Origin of the sequence: Legionella anisa (genome assembly GCF_001467525.1) — a bacterium.
Taxonomy (GTDB): Bacteria; Pseudomonadota; Gammaproteobacteria; order Legionellales; family Legionellaceae; genus Legionella; species Legionella anisa.
Genome location: NZ_LNXS01000049.1, coordinates 35284 through 51755 on the forward strand (window position 1 = coordinate 35284; position 16472 = coordinate 51755).

The window sequence follows — 16472 nt, forward strand, 5'->3', positions numbered from 1 at the left end:
ACTTGAGTCAAAATGATCTGATTTTCGAGCACCGAAGCGCGCATACATGGAGTATGTGAGCATCGGAGCGCAGAAAATCAGGTCATTTTGACCAAGATAGTAGAAATGGAAACAGCCCTAATTAATTGGATGATCTTTATGATCATGATCTTTAATAAAGAAAGCAAGGATAGTAACGAGTAATAATGAAAGTGGTAAAATCGATAAAGCAACCTGATAATCTACTACTGTATAGATATGCTCTCCCTCTACAATGCCGCTATCACCAAAAGTATCCAGTAACTTGCCAACAAGTGGTTGGAAAATAACACCTCCAAGGGTTACTATCATGTTTGTTGCTGCAAATACCGTACCTGATAATTGAGCACCACTGCATTCTTTGGCCATAATAAATACGATAATTTCTGTCGCACTAAACACACCATAAAAAAACAATAGAACATTCAAGCTAACGTAGGATAGGCCAGGCCAATATAATACGATGCTAATGCAAATCAAGGCTAAAATTGCGCCTAAAACCAAAGGCAACAAACGTCTTCCGGTATGATCCGATAAATATCCAGCAATAGGAGCACCAACAGCCCAACCCAAAAAAACGGCAGAGACAGTTCTGGCAGCTTCAACTTTAGTCAAATTATGGGCTTGCTCCAAATACGTTTTTCCCCACAACTCACCAAATACAGACAATGAAGTATATAAACAGGCTCCGACGAAACCAATGACCCAAACTTCTGGAGCCATTAACACTTTAAGAACATTTCTAAAGAATTCAGGTAAAGGATGTTTATTTGACTGATGCCCCTCAGGCCCATCACGAACCACGAAAAATATCAATACACTCAATCCAGCGCCTACAATGGCGATTAAGAATAATACATACTCCCAACCAATGCTCTCAGACCATTCAGTAATCTTCACTTCACCATAAACAAGCCCTAACATTCCTAAAGTAGTCATGAGGCCTGCGACTAAAGAAAAATAGCGTCTGGGCAACCAATGTAACGCAAGAGACAATACACCGACAAAAGCAAAGGAAGAGCCAAAGCCCACTAAAAAGCGCCCCGCCCCCACCAAAAACATGGATGAGGTCAGGCTAAACATCCAGGAGCCAACGGTACAACAGATACAGGCAAACGTTAAAAGCCGTCTGGGACCAAACCGATCCATGAGCATTCCTACAGGCATCTGCATCGGGGAGTACGCAAAATAATATAAGGCAGATATTTGGCCAAAAGTGGTCGCTGAAATATGCCCCAACGCAATGCTCAGTTCAGTCTGTAAAACTCCAGGAATAATACGTAAGATAAACTCATAGCAATAAAAAACAGCCCCAACAAAGCATATAAATATGCCAAAAAGCAATTGTTTCCTTGAAACGTTATCATTTAGGCGCATGAGCGTGAGTTTCCCTTAAAAAGAAAGTTAATAAAGCTGCAATAAACATACTGATCGGTATAAAAGCCAGAGCGATGCGATAATCAGTCATGTTATATAATCTATTAACATTATCCATAACCAACACTGAAGAAAGAGAAGCACCACTACGTAAGGAATAACTGAAATCTAATAAATGCCCTACTAAGGGTTGCAGCAACATACCACCGAGCATGACAATCATGTTAGTAAATGCCATAGCGGTACCAGCTGCTTCACCAGGGCTCAACTCCCTTCCAACAGCAAATACAATCGCTTGTGCACTATAAAATAACCCCAGGAAAAACATGAGTATCTGTACATTCGTTTCACTCAAACCAGGGAAATACAGGATAACCAACATGAGTACCGTTGCAACACTAGCACCTATAAACATCGGAAGCTTTCTGCGCGCTATTCTGTCAGAAAAATAACCCATCAGTGGCGCACCTATAGTAAAGCCTAAGAAAAGTAATGAATTCGCTAAACCCGCACCATGTGCTGATAGACCATGAGCATTTCTTAAATAGGGAATCCCCCATAATTCAGCAAAAACAGTTGTAGGTAGATAAACCATACAGCCGTACAATCCATTAATCCATATTTGTCTATTACTGATTATTATATTTAAATCAATGAGACCTGTTCTAAAATTAGAAACCGTACCGCTTTGTCTGTATCGTCCTTTTTTATCATGAATTCCTAACCATAATACAAAGGTTAATACGATCCCAAAAAAGGCAGTTATGTTTAAGGTTTTAATCCACCCTATTTGGGTAACAAAGAGCTCTAAAAAATTATCACCTAGCATGGCACCTACTGTTCCTAATGCTGAAGTAATGCCAGAAACCATAGCAAGCTTATTTTCAGGTAACCAAATTGTAGCAAGCTTTAATACCCCTACAAATGCAAATGCAGAACCTAATCCGACTAAAAATCGTCCTGAAGCTGCAACCCAAAAAGAGGTTGTCCCCGTAAATAGAAAAGTTCCAATGACACAAATCATACAAGCAAAAGTTAATAATCTACGAGGACCATATCGATCCATCATAATCCCTACAGGTAATTGCATCGGGACATAAGCGTAATAATATATAGATGAAATATGCCCAAAACCCGTGGCTGATAAATTAAAATGCTCACGCAGAGCAGTTTCCATAACACTAGGCGCTATTCGAAGCAAATATTCATAACTGTAAAACACGGCTCCAAGACCACAAATAAGCCATCCAATTAATGCGTAATTTCTCCGGTTTTCAGAAAGCAAAGTAATCTCCTTAACTATTTGGTTAAGCAAGGGGGCGCACTGTCATCAATGCAACAGTTGAACCCCTTGGCTGTATAATTCACCGATTATCCTGGGCGCACCCCGGCACATCTCATACGGCATACTGCTACACCTTGAGCCCTGTATTCAGGATGCTGCTTTTATTCTAAATTACTACTTACTTGATTTGCGCCGCTCGCTATTGCAGCCTGAGCTACAGCAGCAGGAACTCGTTCTCTTAAACGAGGATCTATAGGCTTGGGAATAATATAGTTAGGACCAAAATCCCAATATGTAACGCCTGGGTAATTATCCTTCACTACCTGAGGAACGGGCTCATGCACCAGTTGACGAATTGCCTCAACTGCAGCAATTTGCATTGATTGATTAATACACTTTGCGCGTACATCCAACGCACCACGAAAAATATAAGGAAAACATAACACATTATTGACTTGATTCGGATAGTCGCTACGTCCAGTAGCAATGACCAAATCATCGCGTACTTGAAAAGCCAATTCAGGCCTAATTTCGGGATCAGGGTTTGACAAGGCAAAAATAACAGGTCTAGGTGCCATTAATTTCAATAAATCGGCATCTAATAAATTGGGCTTGGCAACCCCAATAAAAACATCAGCATCAACGAGTGCATCTGCTAAAGTCCTACATTCAGTAGTCCGCGCAAAAGCAAATTTATAAGCATTTAAATCAGCTCTTCCAGAATGAATAACACCTTTGGTATCCAAAAGGAACATATTTTCTTTGTGAGCACCCAAAGCCACAAGCAATCGCATAGAGGCAATTCCTGCCGCTCCTGCTCCAATACACACAATTTTTGCTTCAGATAGCTTTTTTTGTTGTAGCTCAAGGGCATTAAGCAAAGCTGCCGCAACAACTATTGCAGTACCATGCTGATCATCATGAAATACTGGAATGTTCAATTGCTCCATTAAAGCCTGCTCAATTTCAAAACACTCTGGCGCCTTAAGATCCTCCAGATTAATCCCCCCAAAAGTGGGAGCAATCCGTTTTGCTGTAGAAATGAAAGCTTGCGAATCGTGAGCATCAATTTCTATGTCAAATACATCAATGCCAGCAAAACGCTTAAATAAAACTGCCTTACCTTCCATTACTGGCTTACTGGCAAGAGGTCCAAGATCCCCCAAACCCAATACTGCAGTGCCATTAGTCATAACAGCGACTAAATTTCCTTTATTCGTGTAACGATAAGCATCTTCAGGGTTTTCTGCTATTGCAAGCACAGGAGCAGCAACACCAGGTGTATAAGCCAGCGACAAATCACTCTGAGAGTCAGTTGATTTGGTAACATGGACACCGAGTTTTCCAGGAGTTGGAAACTCGTGATAATCTAATGCACATTGCTTTAAAACTTCATTATCCAAAGTACTTACTCTCTTTCACGTGAAATAAAACTTAAGTAAGGTTTAAAATCCTACTATTCATTGCCAATTCATTCTTATCCAAAGTACCTACCACAGGCACACAAACATCTGGCTACACACTCTTAACGTTACTAAGAGAAACAGCCATGAAATGATGGGATTGGGACAAGAATTGGACGTCAAGAACCTACAAGTACCGCAAATTAGCATTGCAGGAACAATCTGTCAATAAATTACACTTCGAGTGAAGTATAATAAAAAGGCGCAAAGATAACGCGCCTCTATTTCTTTTCTTCTTTAGCAGCTTGAGTAGAACGCTGGCTATAACGATCGCGGAACTTCTGAACTCGACCGCCAGTATCCACCAATTTTTGCTTACCAGTATAAAAAGGATGACATTGTGAGCATACTTCAATGTTCAAATCTTTACATAATGTTGAACGGGTTTCAAATACCTCGCCACAGCTGCATGTTACCTTAACTACTTTATAATCTGGATGAATTGATGCCTTCATAATACTACTCTCTTAGTTTTAAATGAGTATCGCCACCTGAACCCAACGCCAAGCACCATACTCGATACAAATGACGCAAAACAATAGCAGAAAAATTTCTGTAAATCAATTTTTATCAAAAACTGCTCATCTTCCATTCTTTGTTTCAAAGAACGACTTACGATCAAATGAATCCATAATTAATGATAGCACTAAGAGGATGAATTACCCTAACACACGTCACAAAACGTGATTATCTTCTAATCTCTTATGCCCTCAATTATTTTTTGCATACAAATGAATATATTTTTATCAATTTGCAACAAATTAACAATGATTGGTCTACGCTTATAAAAGCAAATCCATTTAACAGGAGTTAAAATGAAAAAACTAGCACTTTATAGGCTTGAAACACCGAATGACCTTGATATAAAAGATCGTCGTAAAATCGCCGAGGCGGTTAACCCACTCTTAGCTGATACATTTGCGTTATACGTTAAAACCAAGAATTTCCATTGGCATATGACGGGCCCCCATTATCGTGATTATCATCTTTTATTAGATGAACAAAGCGACCAAATTTTTGCAATGATTGATGTTTTAGCAGAGCGTGTGCGCAAACTTGGAGAAAAAACAATCCATTCTATTGGCCAGATCAAAGAATTGCAAACACTTAAAGATGTTAATGAAACCTTATCAGCAGATGATATGCTGAATCATCTTCTGGAAGATAATAAGAGTTTTTTAAAAAATATGAGAAAAGTTCATGAAGTGTGCAGCAAGAGAGATGATTTTGCCACTACCAGTCTCTTGGAAGTTTATATTGATGAAACAGAACGACGAATTTGGTTTTTATTTGAAACATTACAAAATAAATAAAAATGAATTATCAAACGAGCGTGCAGAAGCGGAGTAGAAAAAATCTAAGCTAATCTATTTTTTCTTCAGACTCCGCTCGCTTCCGCACACTATGAATTTACATTAAAATCCAGTTCGACCCAAACAGGCGCATGATCAGAAGGTCGTTCTACTTTACGCGGTTCTTTATCAATAACTGATTGCTTGCATAATCCATTAAGTGCTTTACTCAACAAAATATGATCTATACGCAAACCTCGATTGCGTCTGAAAGCACCCGCCCGATAATCCCACCAACTAAATACCTGCTCATCCTGCATAAAATTTCTAAAACTGTCATGCAATCCAAGTTGTAATAATTGAGTAAACGCTTCTCGTTCAGCGGGACTTACTAATACAGAACCGACCCATTCAGCCGGGTCATGAACATCCCGATCTTCGGGAGCGATATTAAAATCACCTACTACAGCCACATTAGGAAAAACACTCATTTGTAATTGAATAAATGCTGTAACTTTTTGCAACCAATTCAGCTTGTATTGATATTTATCCGAAGTGAGCTCCGAACCATTGGGAACATATAAATTGATCAAGCGAATACCGGCAACAGTCACAACCAAAATGCGCCGCTGAGGATCATTAAAGTCAGGGATATCTGTGAGCACATCAGAAAAAGGATATCGACTGATTACTGCCACACCGTTGTAAGTCTTCTGTCCTGAAAATGCAACATAGTAGCCTTTCTCAGTAAACGCGGTCACAGGAAAATTTTCATTAAGCAACTTCGTTTCCTGTATGGCAAGAACATCCATCCGCGTCGAATCAAACCATTCTAATACTTGCTCCAGTCTTATTTTCAATGAATTCACATTCCAGCTTGCTAATTTAAGCACACCAGTCTCCTTTATATTCAATGAGTAAAGGAGCATGATCAGACAAGCGTGCTTCACGAAATATACGACTGCCGACTACATCCCCAGTAAGACCAGGAGTTACTACCTGATAATCAATTCTCCATCCTACATTTTTTTCCCATGCACGTCCTCTAAAAGACCACCAGGTATATTGGTCTTCTTCTTGATTATGCACTCGAAATGCATCAATAAAACCCATAGTTCCAAACAACTCATCCATCCATGCGCGTTCTTCAGGTAAAAATCCTGAATTCTTCTGATTACCACGCCAATTTTTCAAATCGATTTTTTTATGAGCAATATTATAATCCCCACACAAAATTAACTCTCGTCCCTCATTTTTTAATCGCATTAAATGTTCGGCAAACTGTTCGAGAAAATTGTACTTCACCATCTGGCGTTCATCGCCACTAGTCCCTGACGGTAAATAAAGGGAGATAATACTGAATTTAGGATAATCAAATTGAATATAACGTCCTTCATTATCACAATAATCAAAGCCCATACCTTTCACGATACGACTTGGTTTGTGACGGGCATAAATTGCCACTCCGCTGTATCCTTTCTTTTGAGCTGAATAATACTCACAAAAATAATCACGAGGATAATACAGCTCTTCCGGAATTAACTGCTCAGGTTGGGCCTTCGTTTCTTGGATACAAACAAAATCAGCATCTTGCAGTGCAAGCCACTCGTAAAATCCATTACGGGCTGCTGAGCGTATACCATTGGCATTAAAACTAATTACTTTCATTTTTTTCACTCAATTTTATTATAGTCTGGATGAATGTGAACTTTGGAAATCACGGCACGTATTCAGGCATTTCGCCTCGGGACCAGGCTCAAATAAATCACTCATTTTTTTCTATTCAACTGAAGAGCAGCTCGTGCCAAACGCTCCCCTAAATGCTTGGCTAAATTAATTTCATCTTGACTCAGAGGTCGATCATTTGCCACACCCGAAACATGAGTGACTCCATAGGGTGTTCCACCGCTAATCGTATCATTTAAAGACGGTTCAGAATAAGGTACCCCTAATAAAATCATACCCTGATGCAACAAAGGCAACATCATACTTAACAAAGTAGTTTCCTGACCACCATGCATACTTGCAGAAGAAGAAAAAACACATGCAGGTTTATCTATTAAATCACCTGCCAACCACAAAGATGACGTACTATCCAAAAAATACTTCAAAGGAGCAGCCATATTTCCAAAACGAGTAGGGCTCCCTAAAGCAAGACCAAGGCAATGTCGTAAATCATCCAAGGTAACATAGGGTGCACCATTATCCGGAATTGCCTTATCAACCGCTTCACACGTAGTTGAAACAGGTGGAACCGTTCTTAAGCGTGCTTCAATACCCTCAACACGTTCTACACCACGTGCAATATATTGTGCTAATTGTGCTACAGAACCGGTTCGCGAGTAATATAAAACCAAAACATAGGGATTAGACATCAAACAGCTCCATTATCTTAAACCTAAAAAAAGTAATGAATTCTACCAAGCAAGCTAAGGTGGCCGCTACGAACTCAACTGCTTCTTTTCGGTTAAAATTTAAAATCATACTTTAATTGGTCTTCCAATTTTTTTTCAATAAATTTAATTCGTTGATACAAAGATCCTCCTTTTTCAGGTTTTAGTGTCTTCAAATCAGAAACAATATCATCAGCAGAGTCATAATAATTCTTAAGGGAGATATTCGCGATAATTTTACTTACTGCCCTGATATGATGTCTATTCCAATGTCCTGAAATCATTCGCCCGATAAACGAACCGAAAAAACAATCTTCTTTGGTATAATCTATAAGCAACGCTTTGATTCTTCTGTGATTGGAATCCCCTTTGATTTTACTCCAAATCTTTGCATAAGCATCTGGGAAATCTAAAGTAGGTTTTGAATGATTAAAAAAGGAATATAATTTTACATCAACACGCGAAAAAGAAGAATGAGAATCATAAGTTACTGTATCATTTACTCCCTTCTCTATAAGGTCAAGATCCGCACTGATCATTGTAGCAATAGAACTCGAATTATGTGACATTTTTTTCTCCTCCGTGAGAACATCTGTTCTTATGACCTACAGTTTAATCACATACCAAAATTCCAATTGAATCAAGCCCCCATCAAAAACTGAACAAGAGAAGACAAATTATCATAGGGTCTGCTTAAATTTCGCTAGCTTGGTCAAAATGCTGATTGTCGAGTACTGAAACGCAGAAATCGTAGCCTGGGTGCAACGCAGCGGAACCCAGGATTTATGTCGATTGGACTCTTAACCCTGGGTTCCGCTGCGCTGCACCCAGGCTGCTTTAGTTTAAAGAATATAGCGAGCTAAATCTTCATCCGCTACGAGCTGTCCGAGATTCTTCTCAACATATGCTTTATCAACATGAACAGACTCGCCTGATTTATCTGTTGCTTCAAATGAAACAACTTCCAATAATCGCTCCATAACAGTATAAAGTCTACGTGCACCAATATTTTCTGTACGCTCATTCACTTGCCATGCTACTTCGGCAATACGTCGAATTCCTGTTTCATCAAAAGTTAACGTTAGACCTTCGGTAGCCATTAACGCACTGTACTGCAGTGTCAATGATGCTGTAGGTTCAGTAAGAATACGTACAAAATCATCAACAGAAAGAGCAGATAACTCAACACGTATTGGCAATCTACCTTGCAATTCTGCAATCAGATCAGACGGCTTAGCTACATGGAATGCTCCGGATGCAATAAATAAAATATGATCTGAACGAATCATGCCGTATTTGGTAGTCACCGTTGTTCCTTCCACTAAAGGCAATAAATCTCTTTGTACGCCTTCACGAGAAACATCTCCGCCTCCTCCATTTTCAGCACGTCGTGCCACTTTATCCAACTCATCAATAAAGACAATACCATTTTGCTCCACATTCTCTATGGCACGAGTCTTAATGTCATCTTCGTTAATTAGTCTCGCAGCTTCCTCTTCACGTAAAATTTGCATGGCCTTGCCAATAGTCATTTTACGGGTTTTCGTTCGATGAGTGCCCACTTGTTGAAACATTGACTGTAATTGGCTTGTCATTTCTTCCATGCCTGGGGGAGCCATAATTTCGATGCCTATTGGTGTTGCTGAAACCTCTATTTCAATTTCATTCTCATCGAGAATGCCCTCACGCAATTGCTTACGAAAGACTTGCCTGGCTGTACTGTCCTTTTCACTTGGTGTTAAGCTGCCCCGTGCAGGAGGAAGTAATACATCAAGAATACGCTCTTCAGCTGCGTCTTCAGCCAAATGTTCTACCTTCTTCATGGCAAATTCACGTTCTTGTTTTACTGCAATATCCGCTAAATCACGAAGAATAGAGTCCACATCCCGTCCGACATATCCTACTTCGGTAAACTTTGTTGCTTCTACTTTGATAAATGGAGCACGAGCCAATTTAGCTAAACGCCGAGCAATCTCTGTTTTACCAACACCAGTTGGCCCAATCATGAGAATATTTTTGGGCATAATTTCATTGCGTAAAGCAGGATCTTTAATGTTCATGCGCCGCCAACGATTACGTAATGCAATTGCCACCGCTCTTTTCGCATCATCCTGGCCAATAATATACTTATCCAATTCTTGGACAATTTCACGAGGAGTCATCACCTCTCGGATAATCTCACGAGGAGTCATCGCCTTATTGTTATTTGTTGCCATGATTTAATTCTTCTATAGTTAAATTGTTATTGGTATAAATACAGATATCTCCAGCAATAGTTAATGCTTTACGCACTATTTCCACAGCAGATAATTTTGTATTTTCCATCAATGCTCGCGCAGCTGCTTGTGCAAAAGGACCACCCGAGCCAATAGCAATTAAGCTATGCTCAGGCTCGATTACATCACCATTACCTGTAATAATTAGGGAAGATTTGATGTCTGCTACAGCGAGTACTGCTTCGAGTCGGCGTAATATTTTGTCTGTTCGCCAATCTTTAGCAAGCTCAACCGCAGCACGAACTAAATGGCCTTGATGCATTTCCAGCTTGCCCTCAAAACGTTCAAAAAGAGTAAACGCATCCGCGGTACCGCCAGCAAAGCCAGCAATTACTTGATCTTTGTAGAGGCGTCGCACCTTACGTGCATTACCCTTCATCACAGTATTACCTAAAGTTACCTGACCATCACCACCGATAACTACTTGATTTCCGCGTCTTACTGAAAGTATGGTTGTCCCACGAAATTGTTCCAAAATTAAATCCTCAAATCAAACCAGAACTCCATACATGGGGATGATAAACAAAAAAACAAGGGGGTTCAAAATGAATAAATTGGAACTATTTATGCAATGACATCAGAGTATAGCCTCGGTGCAGCGTAGCGAAACCCGAGATTTATGAAAATGAATAAATTTCTTAATCCCGGGTTTCGCTACGCTGCACCCAGGCTACAAAACTATATAGAGATTAGATAAAAAAGGATACCCCATGGGATAAGTTTTGTAACCCAAGATGTTGTGCAATGCTTTGTCCAACATCAGCAAAGGTATCACGACGTCCAATAAAACGGCTTTTAAGACTTGGACCAAATATTAATACTGGAATATGTTCCCTGGTATGATCTGAACCAGGAAAAGTAGGATCACAACCATGATCCGCAGCAATAACAACCAGATCATCAGGCTTTAATAAGGCATGAAGCTCCGGAAGACGTGCATCAAACTCCTCAAGCGCATGTGCATAACCAATTACATCACGCCGATGACCGTATGAGGAATCAAAATCTACAAAATTAGTAAAAACCAAACTTCCATCAGGTGCAGTCTTCATTGCGGTTAAAGTAGCATCAAATAAAGCCATATTACCGTCTGCTTTAATGACTTGAGTGATACCCTGATGTGCGTAAATATCGGCAATTTTCCCTAGAGCAATAACTTCACGACCTGCTTCTTTCAAATAATCAAGTAAGGTTTTTGCAGGAGGTAGCGTTGCATAATCCTTACGATTTGCTGTTCGCTTGAATGCTCCTGCTTGACCAATAAATGGACGAGCAATTACACGGCCGATCTGATATTCATCCACTAAAGTACGAGCGATTTCACAAATATCATACAACCGCTGCAAACCAAAAAGTTCTTCATGAGCTGCAATTTGAAATACACTGTCTGCTGAAGTGTAAACAATTGGCTTACCACTTCGTATATGTTCTTCGCCTAATTCTTCAAGAATGGTAGTCCCCGATGCATGCTTCTCACCAAGTACTCCTGGTAAACCGGCACGTTGAATCAATGCATCGATTAATTTTTTTGGAAAACAAAAGGGTTGCTCGGGGAAATAACCCCATTCAAAAGTAACTGGAACCCCAGCTAACTCCCAATGTCCACTTGGAGTATCCTTACCTAAACTCTGTTCTACTGCATAACCATAATAGCCCATAGGCTCAGGAAAAGTGGACAATTCAACAAAACGCAACCCACTACTGGCTAAGGCTGCATGATAAAGCCCTAATTTAGCCAGATTGGGCAAAGTTAATGGCCCTTGACGCAGCCCTTCCCTGTCACTTTCACCGCGCTCACACGCTTGATGAATATGAACAAAAGTATTCGCGCCGGCATCCCCATATCGAGATGCATCCAAGCTCGCACCGATTCCAAAGGAATCCATGAGTAATATACAAACTCTCCCTGCCATTTTAGCCCTCAATATGTTCGCACCGTGTTTCTTTTAAACCCAAAAGCATGAGAAAAGCAATTAATAAACCTATAGGTAAAATAATTGCGGCATATTGATATGCACTGAGTAGGTATATGGGAGTACCTTTTACCATCTGCATCCCGCCATGGCTCGTTAACAAATAACTGAACATATTTTGATATACAATATAACCGCCTTGAGTCAATATTGAAATGACACTTACAGCAGTTGCAGTCATTGCAGGCGAACTACTTTCAGCCACTAAAGCATAACTAATCACTTGTGCTGACGTAAAGAAACCTAAAAGGAAAAACAAAAATGCCATTGTACTATAAGAAACCGGGAGGTAAAGCACTGCGAGCAAAGTCAATAAAGAAGCAATCACCCCTATTTTCATGGGTAAAACCCGCAAACCCATTCTATCAGATATCCAACCTACCAGAGGTGAACCAATAATCGCCCCCAAAAATAACATGCCATTTACCATAGACGCTTGTGCAGAGCTAATATCTAATCGTTGCACCAGATATAAAGTACCCATCATGGCACCAAATACAGCGATGGCCATATTCATTAAACTGGCATAGAATGCTGCCCGCAAGTATTGGGTATTTAAATAAGCTTTTTTAGCAGCCGAAATAACATTAATTGGTTTAACAGCTTGCTTTAATGCAACTTGCGGTCTTTCTTTTATCCAAAAAAACATCACAACCAACATGACGAAACCCAGGATTCCCACATTTTGCACTGCCTGACGCCATCCAACCAAAATCACTAATTGAGTCAATGGATATTGAGCCAACATGCCTCCAGCCATTGCCATAGTCACTATAGCTCCAGTTACCAAAGCCATGCGCTTTGGTGGAAACCAATGAGATGCTAAGCGTACGGGACCCAAGAAACAGAAGGCACTACCTATGCCCGTAATAAATCGGCAAAATAAAGCCATATAAAATGAATGGGAGTAAGCCAATAGAAAAGTACTGGCCACACACAAAAACATGGCGATTAACAATGTATTTTTAATCGAGAACCGATCAAGCACCATTCCCGCAACAAAAAGAAACAATACATTGGAAAGATAGTAGATACTTGATAACCAAGCCATTCTATCGGCCTGTATCTGAAAATCTTGCATGATGTTTGCAGCGATGGACGCAAACATATTCCCCTGAATAAACTCATAAAAAAAGAATAAAGTCGCAGCAAAACATACCATCCAGGGCAATAATGACGATTTAAGCTCGTTATATCCTTGAAACTCATCCACCACTTGCATTTTTACTCCTCAGCTTTACCGCTTGCAATTTGTTTCGCGGGTTAATAATACGGCGATTAAAGCCAAAACTGTAGTTATAGGGAACATCCACATGGCATATTGAAAATCAGCCACAGAATAAGTTGTCACTACCGCATCAGCATGATGCGCGATCAACCAACCATAGAGCACCTGTCCTACGCCTCCACCACCCATAATAATTACTGAGGCAATACCTGTCGAAGCACCTGTGTTTTCAGCAGAATTACTTTCAGCAATTAAAGGATAGGAAATTACCTGTGTGCTTGTAAAAAAGCCTAAGGCAAAAAATATAACACTCAAAGTCGTTTGTGATAAAGTCACATCTAGGAATAACGGAATAACTGTAATAAGTGTCGCAACGGCCCCCAATACCATCAAGGGCTTACGCCGGCCTTGGGTATCAGATAACCATCCTGCCAAAGGACAGCCCACGACACTACCCATAAAAATTAAACTGACAACATTGCTGGCAGCCATGTCAGGTAAATGATGTACTGCTTGTAGGTAACTAGCACCCCATAACGCACATAAAACCATAATCGGCAAATTAAGAAAGGACGTATAAAATCCTGCTAACCAATTTTGTGAGTTGGATAAGGCCTTAATAAATCCAGAAATTACTTGCTCCTGATTGGTACATGCTTTCATTGGTGAATCTTCAGGTTTATCGCGAACCATCCAATAAATCCAAAGCAATAATCCAGCGCCTACTGCACCATCGATTAATAAAGCGTTACGCCATCCAAATAACTCATAGAGATAAGCAAAAGGTGTATGAGCCATCATGCCGCCAACAAAAGCCATAGTCACTAAAGAACCAATGACAAGAGCCTGTCTTCTTGGTGGAAACCAATGTGATACCAATACCACACAGGATAAAAAGCAAAATGCATTACCTATTCCTGAAAGAAAATGACAAAATGAAGCGACAATAAATGAATGGGTTAAAGCAAAACCTACTGTACCTAAAACACAAATAAACATCGCGCTTAAAATCACTGTACGTGTAGAAAAGCGATCCAGGATAATCCCTGCAGGAAGAAGAAATAGAATATCTGCCCACAAATAAGCGCTGGACATCCAGCTTAATTGAGTCGCATCAATATGGAAATCATCGCGCAAGGGCTGGTTGATTACATCAAAAATATTGAGCTGAAAAAATTCATAGAAAAAAAATAATCCTGCTGACAGGCACACAACCCAGGCCATGAAGTCACCACGGGGCACAAAAGTTCTTGAATCCACTGCAAGAGATTGCGACACAGTTACTCCTTATGGGCATAAAAAATTGCGCCCGAGTATATCAAAATTCTAAATGAATTGGTATCTTTCTTGAACAAACCGAGAACCAAGTACAGCAAAGAGAAATTCATTCAAGGCCATCATATTTCTGGTTTGTGATTTACTCCACTACCTTAGGTACTCTTCTTACAAAAATTCTTTACAAAAACCGGAATACGCATCAATAAATAAGGTCTGTCACCCGAATACACGCGTTGGATGAAGATCATTTTTGAAAACAAATCCGGCGAAACTTCCTGTATATCGTGCGGCCTAATTGCTAAATAGTTTTCTCGGTTATTGTCCAGTAATGTACAAAGATCTTCATTATGAAAAGCAAATTTTCCTCGCCCTCTTGAGTAAAATTGAGCCGAGAATTCAACTTTGAAATCCCAATAAATAAGGTGACTTCCTGGAACTGGATGTTGTTTTAACCATGCGGCAACTACAGACTTTTCTGTTTTGGAAACCGCTTTGGGGACTATATTAAATGCCAGGGTTATCCCAAGACCAAATACACCAACAAGAACAGAAAGTCCGGTGATGAGTTTCTTTGCTTTGGCTACAACACCAACACGATCCCAGTATTCTACAAAAAAAACTGAAAAAGCAGGCAGGCTAGGAAAAACATAAGTGTAAATAATGTTCCTGGAAAACGTAAAAAAGAAGAGAGGAACTATCGTACAAAGAAAGAAAAAACTCAGCCATCCATCTTTGTCGATAAATACTTGACGTGGATTATGTCTGTATTTAATAAACCAAGAAGCGCCCAGCAGGCACCAAGGGAAAATACCAACCATTGCATAAACCCAAATCATCCCCCAAAGTTCTTGATGCGCATAGCCGTACTTATCACCCGTCCATCCTGGTTTTAAAAATCGATTTAAGTTCTCACCTACAATAAAATAATTTAAAAAACCTGGCGTGCGTATTTCTGCCCAAATATACCAGGGAAGCGCAATAACAAGCATCAATAAGATACCTTTTATCCAAGGTAATCGTTCCCATAAATTACGCCATTGATTCCTTAATAAAACCCAAAAAAATATCGGCATTCCTGATAAAACAACAGCAACAGGACCTTTGGCTAATAACCCTAATCCCAAACCTATAAAAAAAACATAGGACCAGAGCTTGCTTGCATCAACGATTGCCCGCCAAAAAGCAACTAAGACTAAAGTAATGCAAAATACTAAAGACGGATCGGTCATCACCGTTCCTGCATTAACGAAAAAATCCAAAGTTCCTGCAAGAACTAAAATTGTGATCATTGCAATCACAGATCCACTATGCTTTTTAGTTAAATCCCAAATAAGCCACAATGTTGCCAAAGATAAGAGTAAGCCAGGCAGACGCACTGCAAACTCATTAATCCCAAAAAGTTTCATTGAAAAAGCAGACAACCAGGTAGACAAAGGCGGTTTTGCCCAAAAAGGAACTCCATAATCATGCAGCGGAGTCACCCAATTCCCTGTTTCCAACATCTTGCGAGCAATCTCTCCATAACGGGCCTCAGACACATCGTTTAGAGGGATAAAACACATGGAAATAATACGACAGACAAGAAGAAAGAGTAATGCAAACCGTGCATTATTAAAAAATTGATATTTCAACTGTTTATCGTTTTCAATATTCAAAACAGACCTCGTTAAAAAATTTCCCCCTTGCACGTATGCAAGGTACATGAATACATGTGCTTATCCGCATTATCTATGATGAAGCACTTATCAAAAAATGACAGAATATTACCCATTATTTAAATTAATACAATTTTTTTATATCTATTGATAAAAAAATAAACCCATTTTAATACGCAATAAAGAAGATAACGTAATGAATTTTCTTATGTTTTATTAAAAGACTAAAATGTA

15 protein-coding genes are annotated in these 16472 nt (G+C 39.7%); 1 reads left to right on the top strand and 14 read right to left on the bottom strand.

The window, feature by feature from the left end; genetic code table 11:
- Nucleotides 1–117 precede the first annotated feature (117 nt).
- From Lani_RS15390 to rpmE, 4 genes are all read right to left on the bottom strand, one after another.
- The gene (locus Lani_RS15390; protein WP_019234262.1) at nucleotides 118–1395 is read right to left on the bottom strand and encodes an MFS transporter; all 1278 of its coding nucleotides are present in this window, start codon (nucleotides 1393–1395) and stop codon (nucleotides 118–120) included.
- Nucleotides 1382–2680: an MFS transporter gene (locus Lani_RS15395; RefSeq protein ID WP_019234261.1), complete on the bottom strand. Its 1299-nt coding sequence runs from the start codon at nucleotides 2678–2680 to the stop codon at nucleotides 1382–1384. Before Lani_RS15395 ends, Lani_RS15390 begins: the two co-directional genes overlap by 14 nt.
- Before the next feature lie 161 nt (nucleotides 2681–2841).
- Nucleotides 2842–4083: a malic enzyme-like NAD(P)-binding protein gene (locus Lani_RS15400; protein WP_019234260.1), complete on the bottom strand. Its 1242-nt coding sequence runs from the start codon at nucleotides 4081–4083 to the stop codon at nucleotides 2842–2844.
- A 281-nt stretch (nucleotides 4084–4364) separates the two neighbouring features.
- A complete protein-coding gene (gene rpmE / locus Lani_RS15405) occupies nucleotides 4365–4598 on the bottom strand; it encodes a 50S ribosomal protein L31 (protein ID WP_019234259.1) in 234 nt (77 codons plus the stop codon).
- Between the two features lie 360 nt (nucleotides 4599–4958).
- Here rpmE and Lani_RS15410 point away from each other — a divergent pair, with 360 nt between their 5' ends.
- On the top strand, nucleotides 4959–5456 hold the full coding sequence (locus Lani_RS15410) for a Dps family protein (protein ID WP_019234258.1): 498 nt from the start codon (nucleotides 4959–4961) through the stop codon (nucleotides 5454–5456).
- An 89-nt stretch (nucleotides 5457–5545) separates the two neighbouring features.
- Here the strand turns inward: Lani_RS15410 and xth are convergent, their stop codons facing one another.
- The 10 genes from xth to Lani_RS15460 all read right to left on the bottom strand — a co-directional run bounded on the left by xth (nucleotide 5546) and on the right by Lani_RS15460 (nucleotide 16238).
- On the bottom strand, nucleotides 5546–6328 hold the full coding sequence (gene xth, locus Lani_RS15415; protein WP_019234257.1) for an exodeoxyribonuclease III: 783 nt from the start codon (nucleotides 6326–6328) through the stop codon (nucleotides 5546–5548).
- On the bottom strand, nucleotides 6321–7103 hold the full coding sequence (locus Lani_RS15420; RefSeq protein ID WP_019234256.1) for an exodeoxyribonuclease III: 783 nt from the start codon (nucleotides 7101–7103) through the stop codon (nucleotides 6321–6323). Before Lani_RS15420 ends, xth begins: the two co-directional genes overlap by 8 nt.
- A gap of 101 nt (nucleotides 7104–7204) precedes the next feature.
- A complete protein-coding gene (wrbA, locus tag Lani_RS15425; protein WP_019234255.1) occupies nucleotides 7205–7810 on the bottom strand; it encodes an NAD(P)H:quinone oxidoreductase in 606 nt (201 codons plus the stop codon).
- A gap of 92 nt (nucleotides 7811–7902) precedes the next feature.
- Nucleotides 7903–8397: a DUF5617 domain-containing protein gene (locus Lani_RS15430; RefSeq protein WP_019234253.1), complete on the bottom strand. Its 495-nt coding sequence runs from the start codon at nucleotides 8395–8397 to the stop codon at nucleotides 7903–7905.
- Between the two features lie 273 nt (nucleotides 8398–8670).
- Nucleotides 8671–10044 carry an ATP-dependent protease ATPase subunit HslU gene (gene hslU / locus Lani_RS15435; RefSeq protein WP_019234252.1) on the bottom strand — a complete coding sequence of 458 codons (1374 nt, stop codon included), beginning with the start codon at nucleotides 10042–10044 and terminating at the stop codon, nucleotides 8671–8673.
- Nucleotides 10031–10579 (bottom strand): ATP-dependent protease subunit HslV, encoded by a 549-nt coding sequence (gene hslV / locus Lani_RS15440; protein WP_019234251.1) that lies wholly within the window; start codon nucleotides 10577–10579, stop codon nucleotides 10031–10033. Before hslV ends, hslU begins: the two co-directional genes overlap by 14 nt.
- Before the next feature lie 214 nt (nucleotides 10580–10793).
- The gene (locus Lani_RS15445; RefSeq protein ID WP_019234250.1) at nucleotides 10794–12017 is read right to left on the bottom strand and encodes a phosphopentomutase; all 1224 of its coding nucleotides are present in this window, start codon (nucleotides 12015–12017) and stop codon (nucleotides 10794–10796) included.
- Nucleotide 12018: 1 nt separating this feature from the next.
- Nucleotides 12019–13299 (bottom strand): MFS transporter, encoded by a 1281-nt coding sequence (locus Lani_RS15450; protein ID WP_019234249.1) that lies wholly within the window; start codon nucleotides 13297–13299, stop codon nucleotides 12019–12021.
- A gap of 15 nt (nucleotides 13300–13314) precedes the next feature.
- Entirely contained in the window at nucleotides 13315–14583 is a 1269-nt protein-coding gene (locus tag Lani_RS15455; protein ID WP_019234248.1) for an MFS transporter, read from the bottom strand.
- A 152-nt stretch (nucleotides 14584–14735) separates the two neighbouring features.
- Nucleotides 14736–16238 (bottom strand): ArnT family glycosyltransferase, encoded by a 1503-nt coding sequence (locus Lani_RS15460; protein WP_058388701.1) that lies wholly within the window; start codon nucleotides 16236–16238, stop codon nucleotides 14736–14738.
- Between the last annotated feature and the right edge of the window lie 234 nt (nucleotides 16239–16472).

What these genes read in the sequence shown, in the direction of transcription:
- Lani_RS15450 (WP_019234249.1), bottom strand. Translation starts at nt 13,299, where the DNA reads ATGCAAGTGGTGGATGAGTTTCAAGGATATAACGAGCTTAAATCGTCA.
- Lani_RS15420 (WP_019234256.1), bottom strand. Translation starts at nt 7,103, where the DNA reads ATGAAAGTAATTAGTTTTAATGCCAATGGTATACGCTCAGCAGCCCGT.
- hslU (WP_019234252.1), bottom strand. Translation starts at nt 10,044, where the DNA reads ATGGCAACAAATAACAATAAGGCGATGACTCCTCGTGAGATTATCCGA.
- wrbA (WP_019234255.1), bottom strand. Translation starts at nt 7,810, where the DNA reads ATGTCTAATCCCTATGTTTTGGTTTTATATTACTCGCGAACCGGTTCT.
- rpmE (WP_019234259.1), bottom strand. Translation starts at nt 4,598, where the DNA reads ATGAAGGCATCAATTCATCCAGATTATAAAGTAGTTAAGGTAACATGC.
- Lani_RS15410 (WP_019234258.1), top strand. Translation starts at nt 4,959, where the DNA reads ATGAAAAAACTAGCACTTTATAGGCTTGAAACACCGAATGACCTTGAT.
- Lani_RS15445 (WP_019234250.1), bottom strand. Translation starts at nt 12,017, where the DNA reads ATGGCAGGGAGAGTTTGTATATTACTCATGGATTCCTTTGGAATCGGT.
- Lani_RS15430 (WP_019234253.1), bottom strand. Translation starts at nt 8,397, where the DNA reads ATGTCACATAATTCGAGTTCTATTGCTACAATGATCAGTGCGGATCTT.
- Lani_RS15390 (WP_019234262.1), bottom strand. Translation starts at nt 1,395, where the DNA reads ATGCGCCTAAATGATAACGTTTCAAGGAAACAATTGCTTTTTGGCATA.